The organism is Streptomyces sp. NPDC090127, assembly GCF_044746945.1.
GTDB lineage: Bacteria > Actinomycetota > Actinomycetes > Streptomycetales > Streptomycetaceae > Streptomyces.
The window spans coordinates 280,753-296,258 of the sequence record NZ_JBIVDE010000003.1 but is presented as its reverse complement, the minus strand read 5'-3'; the positions used below and the strand labels follow the sequence as shown (position 1 = coordinate 296,258).

General features: G+C 72.1%; 12 protein-coding genes. 5 read left to right on the top strand and 7 right to left on the bottom strand.

Annotation, left to right across the window (positions count from 1 at the left end):
* Positions 1-3 precede the first annotated feature (3 nt).
* Both bla and ACIPPS_RS12460 read right to left on the bottom strand, forming a co-directional pair.
* Complete coding sequence (gene bla, locus ACIPPS_RS12465) at positions 4-927, bottom strand: class A beta-lactamase (RefSeq protein ID WP_401430145.1); 924 nt, start codon at positions 925-927, stop codon at positions 4-6.
* Between the two features lie 213 nt (positions 928-1,140).
* Complete coding sequence (locus ACIPPS_RS12460; RefSeq protein ID WP_401430143.1) at positions 1,141-1,743, bottom strand: TetR/AcrR family transcriptional regulator; 603 nt, start codon at positions 1,741-1,743, stop codon at positions 1,141-1,143.
* A gap of 99 nt (positions 1,744-1,842) precedes the next feature.
* On the opposite strand from ACIPPS_RS12460, the gene ACIPPS_RS12455 reads away from it, so the two are divergent.
* A complete protein-coding gene (locus ACIPPS_RS12455; RefSeq protein ID WP_401430141.1) occupies positions 1,843-2,364 on the top strand; it encodes a GNAT family N-acetyltransferase in 522 nt (173 codons plus the stop codon).
* Between the two features lie 55 nt (positions 2,365-2,419).
* On the opposite strand, the gene ACIPPS_RS12450 is transcribed toward ACIPPS_RS12455, so the two are convergent.
* Entirely contained in the window at positions 2,420-2,827 is a 408-nt protein-coding gene (locus ACIPPS_RS12450) for an ATP-binding protein (RefSeq protein ID WP_401430139.1), read from the bottom strand.
* Between the two features lie 352 nt (positions 2,828-3,179).
* Here ACIPPS_RS12450 and ACIPPS_RS12445 point away from each other — a divergent pair, with 352 nt between their 5' ends.
* A complete protein-coding gene (locus ACIPPS_RS12445) occupies positions 3,180-4,262 on the top strand; it encodes a LacI family DNA-binding transcriptional regulator (protein WP_401430137.1) in 1,083 nt (360 codons plus the stop codon).
* Positions 4,263-4,298: 36 nt separating this feature from the next.
* Here the strand turns inward: ACIPPS_RS12445 and ACIPPS_RS12440 are convergent, their stop codons facing one another.
* A complete protein-coding gene (locus tag ACIPPS_RS12440; protein WP_401430135.1) occupies positions 4,299-7,160 on the bottom strand; it encodes a hypothetical protein in 2,862 nt (953 codons plus the stop codon).
* Positions 7,161-7,472: 312 nt separating this feature from the next.
* On the opposite strand from ACIPPS_RS12440, the gene ACIPPS_RS12435 reads away from it, so the two are divergent.
* Together ACIPPS_RS12435 and ACIPPS_RS12430 are read left to right on the top strand one after the other, a co-directional pair.
* Complete coding sequence (locus ACIPPS_RS12435) at positions 7,473-8,360, top strand: family 16 glycosylhydrolase (protein WP_401430133.1); 888 nt, start codon at positions 7,473-7,475, stop codon at positions 8,358-8,360.
* A 125-nt stretch (positions 8,361-8,485) separates the two neighbouring features.
* Positions 8,486-10,879, top strand: a complete 2,394-nt coding sequence (locus tag ACIPPS_RS12430; protein WP_401430131.1) for a polysaccharide lyase 8 family protein — start codon at positions 8,486-8,488, stop codon at positions 10,877-10,879.
* 71 nt (positions 10,880-10,950) lie between these two features.
* On the opposite strand, the gene ACIPPS_RS12425 is transcribed toward ACIPPS_RS12430, so the two are convergent.
* Genes ACIPPS_RS12425 through ACIPPS_RS12415 form a run of 3 tightly spaced genes read right to left on the bottom strand, consistent with a single transcriptional unit; the run spans position 10,951 to position 13,982 of the window.
* On the bottom strand, positions 10,951-11,706 hold the full coding sequence (locus ACIPPS_RS12425) for a GntR family transcriptional regulator (RefSeq protein WP_401430129.1): 756 nt from the start codon (positions 11,704-11,706) through the stop codon (positions 10,951-10,953).
* A gap of 27 nt (positions 11,707-11,733) precedes the next feature.
* Positions 11,734-13,005, bottom strand: coding sequence for an alpha-L-fucosidase (locus tag ACIPPS_RS12420; protein WP_401430127.1), 1,272 nt, complete (start codon positions 13,003-13,005; stop codon positions 11,734-11,736).
* Positions 13,002-13,982: a hydroxyacid dehydrogenase gene (locus tag ACIPPS_RS12415; protein WP_401431374.1), complete on the bottom strand. Its 981-nt coding sequence runs from the start codon at positions 13,980-13,982 to the stop codon at positions 13,002-13,004. The genes ACIPPS_RS12420 and ACIPPS_RS12415 overlap by 4 nt, the downstream gene beginning before the upstream one ends.
* Before the next feature lie 210 nt (positions 13,983-14,192).
* Between ACIPPS_RS12415 and ACIPPS_RS12410 the strand changes: the two genes are divergently transcribed.
* Positions 14,193-15,344 carry a substrate-binding domain-containing protein gene (locus ACIPPS_RS12410; RefSeq protein WP_401430125.1) on the top strand — a complete coding sequence of 384 codons (1,152 nt, stop codon included), beginning with the start codon at positions 14,193-14,195 and terminating at the stop codon, positions 15,342-15,344.
* Positions 15,345-15,506: the final 162 nt, after the last annotated feature.

The following is a 15,506-nucleotide window of genomic DNA, read 5'->3' as shown; positions in this document are numbered from 1 at the left end:
GCCCTACGGCAGCGCGCGCACGACGACCGAGGCGGCGTCGGCGATCAGCTTGTTGTCGTAACTGTCGTCGGCACGGTGACGGTTGGAGAGGACGGCGACGACGATCGGGGCCCGACCGGGCGGCCACAGCACGGCGATGTCGTTACGGGAGCCGTACGTACTGCCCGCTCCCGTCTTGTCGCCGACGACCCAGCCCGCGGGCACACCGGCGCGGACGAGCTCCGCGCCGGTGGTGTTCGTCCGCAACCACCTCGTCAACTGGTCGCGCGCGGGCTGCGCGAGCACGTCCTCGACGACGAACGCCCGCAGGTCCCGCGCGAGGGCGCGCGGCGTACTGGTGTCCCGGACGGCACCGGGCGTCCACTCGTTGAGGTCGGGCTCGCGCCGCTCCATCCGCGTGACGTCGTCGCCCAACTCCTCCAGTACGGCGTCGAGCGCACGCGGCCCGCCGAGTTCGTCGAGAATCAGGTTGGCGGCGGTGTTGTCGCTGTACCGGACGGCGGCGTCGCACAGCTCCTTCAAGGTCATCCCGGTCTCCGTGTGCCGTTCCGTGACGGGGGAGTGGGGCACCAGATCACTCTTCGCGTACGTGATCACCCGGTCCATCTCGCGGGGAGTCCGGTTCCGCAGCACCGCCCCGGCGGCCAGCGCCTTGAAGGTGGAGGCGTACGGGAAGCGGGCGCCGTCGTTGTACGCGACCTCCCGGCCGCTGCCGGTGTCGATCGCGTACACCCCCAACCGCGCACCGTACGACCGCTCCAACTCCCGGAACCGCGCCCGGACGTCCGACGGTGTGTGCGTCGGCGACACGGAGGTCTCGCGTGACGCCGGGGCGGCGTCGGCGGGGGGAGGGGCGGGGGAGCCGGCGCAGCCGGCGAGCGGCAGAAGCGCGAGCGCGGTCAGCGTGACGAAACGGTGGAGCCGCATGACGGAACCCTCTGATCGGAAGCACGGACGAGCGCGGTGAACAGCGCACCACACCGCACCCACCGCACTGGGATCACCGAGCCACGTCCCACTGTGCCACCCGCACTTCCCCACCCGTACGCGCGCCGCACCCGCGTTGCTCCCACGCTCGGTGCGCCGTCCTGACCGACCACGCGCCGGCCGCCCCACCGGACCGGCGGAGGGGGCGTTGGTTCATGCGGGGGGTCTCTGGGCGGTCGCGATGGAGAGGTTCGCGAGCTGGTGGTGGACGGCCGCGGTGGTGCGGGGTGCGTCGTCGGTCGCGAGGAGGTCGAGGAGCGCTCCGCGCAGCACGGCCAGGGTGAGGGTGCGGCTGACGACCCCGGCCTCGCTGTCGCGTTCGGGCTCCGGTTGGCAGGCGGCGAGGACGGCGAGCCAGTCGTTCACGGTGGCGCGGGCGAACCCGGCCCAGGGGCCGTCGGGCTCCACGAGGGACCGCGCGTAGGCCTCGGCCCACAGCCGCAGGAGCGGACGGTGCTCCTCGGCGGCCAGCCAGGCCCAGATCCGCTCGCCCGCCGTGTCGAGACCGAGGGGCGGGCCGGTCGTGTCGAGAGACTCCAGAACCGTCAGCTCGTCGGTACGGGCCCTCGCCAGGAGGGCTCTGACCAGGCCGTCCTTATTGCCGAACAGGAACATCAGGACCCGGGGGCTGGAACCGATGCTCGTGGCGAGTGGACGCAGGGACAGGTCGGCGAGGCCGTGCACGAGTGCGTACCGGTAGGCGGCTTCCAGCAGCTCGACCTGCCGGGCGGACGGGTTTGTCGCTTGCTGGGGCATGGGGTTAGCCTAGCGTCACTGAAACAGTTGTGTCAGTGGCTCGATGCTCAGGGGCCCGAACGTGCTCAGGGGCCAGGCAGTGGCCGGGAAGGGAAGACCATGTCGCAGCAGGAGCGCCGGCGGATCGTCGCCGTCCGTCGTGCCGACCGGCCGGGCGATCTGGGCTGGGCGGTGATGGCCCACGGCGAGATCTACGACGAGCAGTTCGGCTGGAACGCCGAGTTCGAAGCCCTCGTGGCCAGGATCGTGGCCGACTACGGCACCCGGCACGACCCGGCGAAGGAGGCGGCGTGGATCGCCGAGGTCGACGGCGAGCGCGCGGGCTGTGTCTTCCTCGTCGCCGACGACGAACCGGGCGTGGCCAAGCTCCGCGTCCTGCTGGTCACCCCGAAGGCCAGGGGCCTCGGCCTGGGCGCCCGACTCGTCGAGGAGTGCCTGGCGTTCGCCCGCGACGCCGGCTACCGGCGCGTGACGCTGTGGACCAACGACGTCCTGGTGTCGGCGCGCAGGATCTACGAGAGGTTCGGCTTCACGCTCGCCGACGAGGAGCCCCACCACAGCTTCGGCCACGACCTCGTCGGCCAGAACTGGATCCTCGACCTGCCGGAGAGCCGGCCCTGACCGACGGCTCCACGGGGGAGATGTCCCGGTCGAGACGGCCGTGACCGGTTGAAGCTCAGGCGGCGTGGACCTGGAACCAGACCCACTTGCCTCGGTCACCCACCGTGGCCACACCCCAGGCCCCGGCCACCGCGTCCAGCAGGTCGAGCCCACGCCCGGTCTCCAGCTCCGTGTCCTCGCGCCCCGCCTCGTCCCGGCTCGACCGGGCACCCGAACCCATGCGGGGGTTGTCGTCGAAGACGGCGCCGGTGACCACACCGGCCCCGCGGTCGTAGCCGACGGCGACCTCGATGGCGGGGCCGTCGGCGTGCCGGACGGCGTTCGACACGACCTCGCTCAGGAGCAGGGCCGCCATGTCCACCTCGTCGTGGCCCTCGGGCGCGATCCGGCTCAGGACGTGGCGGGCGTCGGCCGCCGCACGGGGGTGGCGGGACAGGATGGCGACGCCGCTGTGTGCGTTCATGACGGATTTCTCCCAGTCGTGGTACGCCCCCGGAAAGGGCGGAACGGCCGCCGTGGCCGCAGACCCCCTGTGGCTTCCCCGAGCGGCGGGCTCCGGCAGACCTGATCTCGTCGAGAGACGCGATCCTTCTCGTCCCGCCGGGTGGTGCCGCGCTACTCATTCCATCGTCCCGGCCCCCCGCGGCCCCCGGAGGTGCCCATCGTCGACGTCACGGGTGACGAAAGTGAGGGGCCGGCGAGAGCGGCCGCGTTGACCCTCACCGGACGTCCTGCGAGGATGCAAACGATTGCCCACACCCGCGTGGGACCCACCCACACCCGCGTGGGACGACCCGTGTCCTTGGGGAGGCCCGGTGACCGTCGAAGCGCACAGCGCACCGCAACCGCCCCGGCGCCAGGCCACGATGCGTGACGTGGCCCAGCGGGCCGGGGTGTCGACGGCCACGGTCTCGCGCGTCCTCGCCGGGAAGCCGCTGACGGATTCCACCCGCACCAAAGTGCTCCTCGCCGCGAAGGAGCTGCACTACGTCGTCAACGCCCACGCACGGGCGCTCAAGGGCGGCCGCAGCAACACCGTGGGCATCGTCCTCGTCACCCTGAGCGGCGGCCCCTACAACGAGATCGCCCGGGGGATCGAGCAGCAGGCGGCCGCCGAGGGCATGCGCTGCATGGTCGCCTCCTCCCAGGCCGACCACGACCGCGAGCTCTCCCTCGCAGCGTCCATGGCCGAGCAGAACGCCGACATCGTGATCCTGATCGGCGGTGTCCGGGACACCCCCCGCTACCGGACCAGGGTGGCCGCGCTCGCCCGCGAACTCGACGCCGCCGGCTCCCGCCTCGTCCTCGTCGGGCGGCCCTCCCCGGGAGCGGACCTGCCCCTGACCGTCGTCGACTACGACAACGAGGGCGGGGCCTTCGCGCTCACCGGCCTCCTGCTCTCCGCCGGCCACGAGCGGATCCTCTTCGTCGGAGGACCCGAGAACACCACCACCGCGGCCCGTCTCGCCGGCCATCGCCGCGCCCTGGAGGCGTACGGGCTGCGACCGGACCCCGCGCTGATCGCCGACCGCGGGAACCACAACGAGATGGGGCCCGCCGGTGTGCGGGACATCCTGCGCGCCAGGCCCCGCGACGTCACCGCCGTGATCGGCTGGGACGACGACGTGGCCGGCTGCGTCCTGGCGCGCCTGCGGGCGGACGGGGTGGCGGTACCGGACGAGATCTCGGTGGTGGGGTTCAACAACGCCCTGCCCCACTCCGAGCACCTCTTCCCCGCCCTCACCACCGTGCAGATCCCGTTCCTCGAACTCGGCCGCACCGCCGTGAAACTGGCCGTGCAGCGGGACGAGCCCGACCACCGGCACGCCCAGCAGGTGGTGCTGGGCACGCACGTCGTGGTCCGCGACTCGGTACGGCCCCGGCTGCGACGCCCCTGACCGCCGCACGCCGGGGACCGGGCCCGTCGTCGCCCGTCACTCCGCGGCGGGGAGGTGGCCCTTCAGATCGGCCAGGTCGTAGGCGGTGCCGCCGAGTACGAGGGTGCTGCCCTCGGCGACGGCCGTGGGCACGGTGGAGCCCTTGCCGACCGCGAGGACGATCCGGAAGTCCGCCTCCGTACCGCTCCGGACCACCCTGAACGCGCCCTTTTCCACGGACAGTTCCGCGCCCTCGGGGTTCAGCACCCACCCCTTGAGCCAGCTGTCGCCCTTCCTGAAGAGGAAGGTCGTGGCGCCGGACTCGCTCGCGCCGAAGGTGATCGCCGTGCCCGCCTCCGGGGACAGCTGCCAGGCGTAGGCGTGCGCGGTGGCGTCGGCGAAGGTGTCGCGTACCGCGATGACGGAGTCGGCGCCGCCGACCGGCCGCAGATCCACCGCGATGTCCCGCCGGGCCGTGCCGAGTTGGTAGTTGCCGCTGCCGTCGAGGGACACGAAGCCGCCCCCCTGCCCCCCGTACGCCCGCGACTCCAGCGTCCGGCCCCGCCCCGCCGTCGTCTCGGGCTTCCCGTCGACGAGCGGCTTGGAGAACAGCTCGGGCCTGGACGTGTTCTTCGCCGGCTGCTGGGCCCACGTCACGTCCTGACCGACCAGGGACAGCGCGAAGGTGTCCGAACCGCCCCAGCCGATGTGGTTCTCGTTGCGGTTCTGGACACCGACCAGGACGTCGTCCTTGTCCTGGTACCTGCTGCGGAAGAGGTACGAGCCCACGTGGTCGTCGCGCAGCGCCGCGCGCACGCTCGCGGGTGCCTCGTCGGGGTCCTGCGGGGAGACCCCGTAAGGGTAGTGGAGCAGCCCGTAGGTGCCGCCCCCGCCGCCGACGGTCCGCTCGTACTGCCAGAGCCAGGCCGCGCGCTGCTCCGCCGGGACCTGGGTGAAGATCAGGCCGGGGATCGGCACGCCGCCGGTCGCCGTGGCGACGCCCCACTGCAGCCGGGCCCGGTCCGCCTGCGCGGACACGCTGTGCAGCAGGAGGTTCGCGAACTGCGGGCGCTCCCACTTCTTCCTGAGCGCGCCGATGCCCGCGTCGAGGGAGCCGGTGACCCCGGGGGCTCCCACGCCCAGTCCGTAGCCGAAGTAGTCCAGTCCCTCCTGGTCCCAGCCGGTGTCGGCGTACGCGGTGTCCAGGTGCCGGCCGACCTCGTCGATCAGCTGCGGGATCCGCTCCTCCTGGAGGTCGAACGGCCCGTCACCGCGCACGGCGAGGCGGAGGGTCAGCTCGGCGCCCCGCACCACCGCCGTCCAGTTGCTCTGCTTGGTCGGCAGCGCGAAGTTCGGGTGGTACGAGACCTCCAGGTAGGCGGCGACGCGCTGGAGCACCTTCTGGGCCTCGGCCCGCTGCTCCTCGGTCCACGCGGGGAAGGCCCAGTCGTAGGCGGTGGCCAGGGGAGTCGCGGCGTTGGCGGTCTCCAGAGCGGCGGCTCCGGCGTACGCGGTGCCGTTGACGAACGGCATGGTCCGGCCGGCCTCCACGACCGCCTCGTAGGCGATCGCCGCGTACGCCGGGTCCCGCGTGACCTGGTGGAGGAGGGCGGCGTCATGGGCCAGGGACGCCTGCGCCTCGCCCGGACGGTAGTTGTAGGCCGGGAGCCCCTTGGCCACCTGGCTCACCAGACTGTCGTACGTCGACTTCGGCGTACCGCTGTGCTGGATGGCGGCCCGGATCGCGGTGAGCCTCTCGTCCGTGACGCCCATCCTCGGGTGGGCGAGGCTGCCGAGGGCCGCGGTGGCGAGCACCTCGCCGTGCCGTCCGACGAGCGCGAAGCCGGTCGCGCCCTTGAGGTCCTCGGCCGTCACGTCGACGGCGCCGATCGTGTCGTCGGCGCCCCATGTCCGGACCTTGCGGGCCTTGCCGAGCTTGCCTTCGGCGATCTCGGGGCCACCCGCGTAGAGGGTCACGGGAGTCCTGCCGCCGGCCCTCAGCCGCCACGCCAGGCGAGCGCCCTGGCCGGTCTCCGTCGCCGTCAGCACGTTCGTCTGCTGCTCGTCGAGGAAGCGGGAGGGCATGGTGATGGTCTCGGCGGTGGTCGACAGCCGGGTGCCGTCCGCGGCGCGGGCGACCACCTTGTACGTGTACCGCTGGCCGGCGCGGCCCGTGCCGTCCTCCATGGTCCAGGCGGCCGGCACGGCGCGGATCAGGGTCTTCGGCCCCGGTGTGAAGTCCCGGTCGGCGGAGCGGTGCACCTCGTACGAGGCCGGGGCCTCCGGGAGGGTGCCGAAGTGCCAGGTGAGCTGGACGGCGCCGGTCGGCTGGACGTGGGCGCCCACGACATCGCCCTCGACGCGCTCCCCCCGGACGTTGTCGACCAGCATGCGGCCGGTGCTCCGCTCCAGGGCGAGCAGGAGGTTGACGGCCGGGGCGCCCGGCCGGGCGAGGACCACGGCACTGGCCCTGCGCCAGGGCGTGTCCCCGGTGACCCGGCCGATCAGCGCGTCGTGGCCGAAGTTGCGCGCCCACAGGTCACCGCCGTAGCCGGACAGGCCCACCCCGCGTTCGTCGAAGGTGATGCGGTACGCCCGGAAGGTCCCGGTGTCGGGGAGGGAGATGTCCTGGCCGATCGCCGCCTTGTCGTCCGCGTTCCCGAGGTCGAGAGCGAGGGCCCGGCTGCCGTCCGGACCGGCGCCTTCGAGGACCTGGGCGCGGCCACTGGCCCGGGTCTCGTTCTGCGGCCAGCCGGGGATCGAGCCGTCGGTGGCGACCTGCTCGAAGTCACCGTTGACGACGAGGTTCGAGGCGGCCTCGGCGTAGGCGGGCGCGGGAACGGACACCGCGAGCGCGCCTGCGACGGCCGCTCCGGCGACGGCGGCTCGGCTGAGACGGGACGGTAGGGCTCTGGACATCTCTGCTCCGAATCGCGTGCAATCGATTACGTGCCGGTGAGGTTAGGTACGGACCGTGCCCTGGTCAAGGCGTGGGGCGGTAAGAGATCAGATGACTGGCGATCGATCTGGGCGCTGAGCGGATGTTTCAGAGCGGCAAACCCGACTTCTCCGCCAAGAGGTCCGACCAATCCCTTGACCGTCCTGTGCAATCGATTTACGTTCCGTACGGACCCAGGGATTCCGTGGTGGAGGGACACCCCGCGGAAGGCCATGTGCGGGTCACTCCGTCACCGAGTCGCCTTCTCCGCGCGGGAAGTCAGGAGAATGACCATGAACTCCGAGCCCGGCCTCGTCCTGCCCGTGACCCGTCGTCTCCGCACCCGCGGTGCCCTGGCGGGAGGCCTCACGGCCCTCGCCCTGCTGCTGTCCGGCCCGGCGCACGCGGATGCCCGGGCGGCGGGGGTCGACCCCCACACCCCCGCGGGCGTCCGCCCCAACGGCGGCAGTTCGCACGGCGCCCTCGTCTTCAGCGACGAGTTCTACGGCACCTCGCTGGACACCACCAAGTGGTCGTCCGTGGACGCCAAGCGCCGCGACGGCCAGTACTTCGACAGCTGGTGGAAGCCGTCGAACGTCAAGGTCAACCCCCATTCCGACGCCGTCAACGGCGGCAACCTCTGGATCTCGCTCTCGCGGCTCAGCACGACGGAGTACGCCACCGGCGAGATCGAGGGCCGGGGGAAGTGCGACTTCACCTTCGGCACCGTCGAGTGGCGGGCGCAGATGCGGCCGAGCCACGACCTCTTCGGCGCCCTCTGGCTGATGCCGCCGGGCGGCCTCAACGGCGTGGACGGCACGGCCCGCGACGGCGGTGAGTACGACGTCATCGAGAGCGTGTCCGCGTCGGACAGCTACAGCAACACCATCCACTACGACGGCTACGGCGCCGACCACAAGACCTCTTCGGTCTCCGTCGACGCCCCAGGCCTGCACAGCGGCTACCACACCTACTCCGTGGAGTGGCGACCCGACCGGATGCTCTTCCGCTACGACGGCGCGGTCGTACGGGACATCACCGACCCGAACCTCATCAGTCAGGTGCCGATGTTCCCGGTGATCTCCAGCGAGACGGCCGAGTGGGCCGCCGGCTCCATCTTCGACGCCCCGCTGGACCACAGCTCGAACATGTACGTCGACTACATCCGCGTCTGGCAGTAGCGGACTTTCGATCAGTCTGATCGAAAGAGCGCTGTTTCGATCCTAGACGTTGACTCCGATCAGGTCGGTCGTCACCATGCAGGACGCCGCAACCCCTCTTCCGCCCCGCACACCTTGGAGGCCCCATGACAACGCCGTCGTGGTCCCGCCGTTCCTTTCTCTCCGCCGCGATGGGCACCGCCCTCGCCGTGAGCGTCCTCGATGCACCCCCCGCCCTCGCCGCCGACGCGTTCGACACGCTCCGCCTGAAGTGGCGTGAACTCCTGCTCGGTACCGGCTTCGGCGCCGGCGACCCGCTCTACGCCGGCCGGCTGACCGAGCTCGGTACCAGAGCCGCCTCGTACCGTTCCTCGATGGCACCGTCGAGCACCTCGCTCTGGCCGGACCTGCCCTACGCGTCCCCGTCGGGGGATCCCGTGTCCGCCAGCTACAACCGACTGAAGACCATGGCGCTCGCCCACGCCCAGCCCGGCACCGGGCTGACCGGCGACGCCTCGCTCGCCGCGGACGTCGTCGCCGGACTGCGGCACGTCCACGACGGCGTCTACAACGCCTCGTTCACCCTGCCGAGCTCCCACTGGTGGTGGAACGCGCAGATAGGCGCCCCGGGCGCGCTCCTCGACACCTGCGTGCTGATGTACGACAGCCTTTCCGCGGCGCAGATCGGCGCCTTCTGCGCCGCCGTCGACCACTTCGTGCCCGACAGCCAGCTCGATGTGGGCGCCCCGCACGGCGAGAGCGCCAACCGCGTCGACTACTGCAAGGTCGTCGCCCTGCGCGGAGTCGTCGGCAAGAGCTCCGCGAAGATCGCCCGAGCCCGTGACGGGCTCTCCCCGGTCTTCCCGTACGTCACCTCGGGTGACGGCTTCTACCGTGACGGATCGTTCATCCAGCACAGCCACACCCCGTACACCGGCTCGTACGGAGCCGTCCTCCTCAGCGGACTCGCCTGGCTGTTCGCCCTCCTCGGCGGCTCCTCCTGGGACATCACCGACCCGGCCAAGCAGCTGATGCTCGACTCCGTCGAGCGCTCCTTCGCCCCCTTCGTCTACCACGGCGTCCTCATGGACGCGGTGGCCGGACGCGCCGTCAGCCGGGGCCTCTCGGCCTCCAGCACCAACGGCTTCGTCGGCGGGGACCACGGCCGCGCCCAAGGGGTCATGGCCGCCGTCCTGATGCTCGCCATGGGAGCGAGCACCGCCGAACGGACGCGCTGGCGAGGCATCGTCAAGGGCTGGCTCCAGCGCGACTACTACCTGACCCTGGAGAACAACCCGTCCCTCGACATCGCCTCGCTCTCCCGGCTGAAGGCCGCGCGCGACGACACGGCGCTGACCGCCGTCGCCGAACCGGTCGGCCACCGGGTCTTCGGCTCCATGGACCGAGCCGTCCACCGCCGTCCGCACTGGGCCGCGGCCCTCTCCATGTCCTCCACCCGCGTGGCCTTCTACGCCTTCGGGAACCTGGAGAACAAGCGGGGCTGGCACACCGGCTCCGGCATGCTCTCCTGGTGGAAGGAGTCCACGCTCGGCCAGTTCACCGACACCTTCTGGCCCACCGTCGACCCGTACCGGCTGCCCGGCACCACCGTGTCGAAGAAGGCCCTCGCGGACGGCGCCGGCGGGGACTTCGGCGCACCCCGGCCGTCCTCCACCTGGGCGGGCGGGGCGAGCGACGGAACGTACGCCGCCCTCGGCATGGACATCCGCGGCCTGCAGTCCACCCTGGGCGGCCGCAAGTCGTGGTTCTTCCTCGACGACGCCGTCGTCTGCCTCGGCGCCGGGATCGGCTGCGCCGACGGCACGGGCGTCGAATCCATCGTGGAGAACCGGAATCTCGGCGCGACGGGCACCCACACCCTCACCGTCGACGGGGTCGCCATGCCGGCCACCCAGGGCTGGTCGGCCACGCTCGGCGGCGCCACCTGGGCCTGCCTCGCGGGCATGGGCGGATACGTCTTCCCCGGCGGGGCCACGGTCAAGGCGCTCCGGCAGCAGCGCACCGGAGCGTGGAGCGACATCAACGGGCTCTCCGGCTCGACGACGCCGTTCACCCGCCGCTATGTGACGCTCTGGCTCGACCACGGGACCGACCCCTCGGGCGCCGGCTACTCCTACCTCCTGCTGCCGGGCGCCGACAGCGCGGCCACGGCGGCTCGCGCCGCCGACACCGCCTGGGTGAGCGTGCTCGCCAACTCGGCGAACCAGCAGGGCGTCCGCGTCCCGTCGCTCGGCTACACGGGTGTCAACTTCTACGGCAGCGGGACCGTCTCCACCCTGACCTCCACCGGGGCCTCCTCCGTCATGGTCCGGGAGAGCGGTACGACCGCCACGGTCTGCGTCGCCAACCCCACCCAGACGGTCAACAGCCTCGACATCACCTGGAACCGCCCGGTCTCCGGCGTGGTCTCCCAGGACCCCTCGGTCACCGTCCTCGCCACCGGCTCCTCGTTGAGGCTGCGCGTGGACACCTCCGGGAAGGCCGGGGCCACCCAACGGATCACGGTCACGCTCGGCTGACCGCGCGCTCCCGGCACACCGAAGGCCCCTGACGCGCTCGCGACACGCGACAGGGGCCCTTCGGCGGGTGTTCAGGAGGGGACGACGAAGGCGTGGTCGAGCTCCCCGCGCCGTGGGTCGATCCGCAGGTCGGTGACCTCCAGCGGTCGGTTGAGCTGATCCTGCACCAACTGCCGCACGGCGAGCCACATCCGCTCACACGCCGACTGGTCCACGCGGACCCGGCAGCGCCGGACGGGGTGCAGCCCCGCCTCCGCCATCCACACGTACAGATTGCGCAGGTCGGGCTCGGACTCGACCCGGCCGCGGATCCGCCGGACCCGCCTGCTCAGTCGCGGCACATGGGCCAGCGTGGTGGGCGAGAAGTACGAGACCGCCTCCTGGACCGTCTCCCCGCACAGCAGCGACAGGCGGTGCCGGTGGATGAGCGTGGGCTGCTGCGGGGCGAGGCCGAGCAGCGCTTCGACCGGCGGGGACACCGGCTCGTACGCGAGGCGGGCGGTGGCACGGACGGCCAGACCGTCGAAGACCCCGCCCACCGGGAAGAGCGGCTGACGGGGCGAGGCGGTGGCCGGAAGCACGGGGGGACCGTCTCCCGTGTACGTGTAGGTGCCGGAGGGGTCCGTGTGCACCAGGCCGCGTGCGCGGAGCACCTCCAGGGCGCGCCGCAGGGTCTGCCGGTTCACCCCCAGCGAGGCCGCGAGCGCACGCTCGCCGGGAATCCGCTGGGGCGCGGAGGAGCCGACGGCGGTGCGGCGGGCCTCCTGGATGATCTGCTCGGCCACCCGCACGTACAGCGGTACGGCCCCGGGAACTGCGCCGGGCACGGGTCTCCTTGTGTCGGTGGGGGTGGGTCAGCCGGCGCCGTGGCCGCGGTAGAGCTCGATCTCACCGTCCAGTTCGAGGGCGAGGACCGTGGCGTCCGGATCGCAGAGGGTCGGGGCGTCGACGCGGACGCCGCCGGGGACCCGGCGGGAGGGGAAGCCGCCGACGACGCGGTGGCCCAGCTCCTCCCCGGTGCCGAGGACGGAGACCTTCCGTACCGCGTTGTGAAGGCCGCGCAGCTCGACGAACCGGCTCGGGGGGTCGAAGCAGACGAGGTAGAGGGTGCGCCGGTCGGTGGAGAGCGTCGATGGACCGTAGTGGTGGCCGTAGGGCAGGCCACGCACCGTCCCGTGGACGGCCTCCCGGTTGCGGTGGATCCACCGACCGAGTCCCTCCAGCCGTTCCGCGTGCTCCGGGACGATCGTGCCGTCCTGACGGGGCCCGGTGTTGAGGAGCAGGTTGCCACCGTGGCCGATGGTCTCGGTGAACACCCGGACCAGTTCCGCCACCGACTTGTGCGCGGTGTCCCGCGGCTGGTGGCCCCAGGCGTCACCGATCGTGTAGCAGAGCTCCCAGGGCCCCTCGGGCGGGACGATCGGCACACCGAGCTCGGGCGTGGCGTAGTCGCCGTGGCCGAGCATCCGGCCGTTGAGCACGGTCCGCGGCCGGAGCCGGAGGATCTCCTCGCGCAGCTCCTTCATCCGCCACTGGTGCTCGTCGCGCTCCCAGGCGCCGTCGAACCAGAGCAGGTCGGGCCGGTAGCGCGAGAGCAGCTCCCGTATCTGCCCCCGGTGCACGTGGGTGAGGTAGTGCTCCCAGCGGTCGGGCCGCTCGGCTCCGGGCGCGGGCATGGCGAACCGGTTGTCCACCCAGGGCCGGTGCAGGGAGGACGGCCGGGCGGTCGGGTAGTCCGGGTGACTCCAGTCCGAGTGGGAGTAGTACAGGCCGACGCGCAGACCGTGGCGGCGCAGCGCCTCGGCGAACGGGCCGACCAGATCCCGCCCGGCGGGGGAGCGGGTGGCGACGGACAGCTCCGTCCTGTCGGTGTCCCAGAGGGCGACGCCGTCATGGTGCTTGGTGGTGAGCACCGCGTACCGCGCGCCGGCCCGCGCGAACAGGCCCGCCCACTCGTCGGGGCGGTAGCGGGAGGCGGTGAAGCCGTCGAGCTGCTTCATGTAGGCGTCGCGGGTGAGGTCTCCGCTGTAGAAGGACCAGGACTCGGGGACCCCGTCCACCGCGTAGATCCCCCAGTGGACGAAGATGCCGAGCTTGGCGTCGGCGAACCAGGGCTGCATGGTCATGCCGACCGGTCCAGGTCCTCGCGGCGTACGGGATGGGCGAACGGCCGCCCCGCCGCGTACCGGGCCAGCTCCTCGACGGCCAGATCGGCCATCCTGCGCAGCTCCGTCCCGAAGGAGCCCGCGAAGTGCGGGGTGAGCAGGACGTTCGGCAGGTCGTAGAGGGGAGAGTCGGCGGGCAGGTGCTCGGGCTCGGTGGTGTCGAGCACGGCGTGGATGCGGCCCGAGGCCAACTCCTCGGTGAGAGCCTCCTGGTCCACGAGCGAGCCGCGGGAGGTGTTGACGAACGTGGTGCCGTCCCGCATCAGGGCGAGCCGGCGCCGGTCGATCATGTGCCGGGTCTCCGGGCTCTCGGGCGCGTGCAGGCTGACGACATCGCAGACGGCGCAGAGCTCGTCGAGGGAGACCAGGCGCACCCTGAGCCGCTCCGCCTCCCGCACGCTCAGATAGGGGTCGTGCACCACGAGGTCGAGGGAGTACGCGGCGAGCAGTTCGACGACCCGGCGCCCGATGCGCGAGGCCCCCACGATCCCCACCGTGCGCCGGTAGTTGCCCACGTCGGGGAAGCGGGCACGCCAGTCCTGTCCCTTGCGGACGCGGCGGTACTCGTCGCGTACGTCGAGGACGCGCTTGTTGGAGAAGAGGATCGCGGCCACCGTGTACTCGGCCACCGGCAGGGCGTTGGCCGCGGCGGCCGACGAGACCACGATGCCGCGGTCCCAGCAGGCCTCGGTGATGTGCCAGCGGACCGATCCGGCGGCGTGGACCACGGCCTTGAGCCGCGGGGCGGAGGCGAGGACCCCCGCGTCGATCTCGGGGCAGCCCCAGGAGGTGAGGAGCGCGTCGGTGTCGCGCAGGGCGGTGAGCACGTCGGCCCGGCCGAAGTCGTCGGTGACCAGCCCGGCGTCGACCTCGACGACCTGCGCGAGCCGGTTCAGGGTGTGCTCGTCGAGCAGTGAGGGAGCCAGGTCGGGAGCCATGGCGAGGAGGACCCGAGGACGGCGAGGAGTCGCCGCTCGCTCGGGCGCCGGACGGCTGTGCGGGAGCATGGCGGTCATGGCGCGACCATATTGATCGCTCTTTCGATCGTCAAGATTGATCGAGCGATCGTTCAAAATCGCGCGTTCTGATCGGACGAGTAGGGTGACGGCCAGGGGCGGAGCGCTGCTCGGGGACGAACGGGAGACGGTGTGCGGTACACGGTGGACGAACGCCATGAGCGGATCGTGGAACTCGTGCGGGAGTACGGCAGTCTGCGCGTGGCCGACCTCGCCGAACATCTGGGAATCTCCTCGGTCACGGCGCGCCGGGACGTGGAGGCCCTGGCCTCCGAGGGGCGGCTGGACCGCGTCCGCGGGGCCGTCCACTGGCCGGGCACCCCCGCGCCCCAGGGGCGTCCGCGACAGTCCCTGCTGGAGGCCCGCCTCACCGAACGGACGCCGGAGCCGCAGGACGTGGTGGTCGGGATGGTCGTCCCGCAGTCCCGGCACTACTTCGGGGAGATCATCCGAGGGGTCAGGGAAGCCGTCACGGCGGCCGGCGCCCGCCTCGTCCTCGGCTACTCCAACTACCAGCTCGACCAGGACGCGGCGCAGGTCCGGCGCATGCTGGAGGCGGGCGTCCACGGGCTGCTGCTCACGCCCAGCTGGGCGAGCGGGACCGGCGGGGCCGAGAGCGAGGGCGACTTCGCCGTGCCCACCGTCCTGCTCGAACGCCGGGGCGAGGCCGGCACCGGGGCCGCGGGCCTCGACCGGGTCTGCACCGACCACGCGGGCGGAGCCGGCCTCGCGGTACGGCACCTGCTCGGGCTGGGGCACGAGAGGATCGCCCTGGTCGCCGGGGACAGCCCGACGACCGTGCAGATGCGGGCCGGGTACGAGGCGGCGCTACGGACGTTCGGGCTGTCCGCCCCAGCGGTGGAGCCCATCGTCCTGGAGTCCGGGGACCGCGCTCCGGCCGGCATCGACGCCGCCGCGGAGCGGCTGTCCGCGCTGGTGGCCAAGGGGGAGATCACGGCTGCGATCGTGCTGAGCGACACCGACGCGATCCTGCTGCTGCAGAGCCTGCGCAGCCTCGGCGAGCGGATCCGCGTCCCCGAGGACCTCGCTCTGGTCGCCTACGACGACGATGTGGCGGCGCTCTCGGACCTGCCGCTGACGGCTGTGGCGCCGCCGAAGTTCGAGGTGGGCCGGGCAGCCGCGGAACTGCTGCTCCAGCGGGTGCGCGAGCGTGCGGCAGGTGCGGCACCCGCCGCACGACGACACGTCGACCTCCTGCCTGAGCTGCGGGTACGAGCCTCGTGCGGCGAGTCGGCGCAGGCGAACGAGCGGGCGAGCCAGTAGGGGGCCGGGGAGGAATCGAGAGGAAACCTGCAAGAATGTCGATCGATCGACGCGATCGTTAGATCGAAATATCGATCTCCCTCTTGACTGTGATCGGTCCGGTGGCCAAAATTCGATGCGTCGCACCGGGCCACTCGCCGGTCCCGGTCGACATCGTCGCCA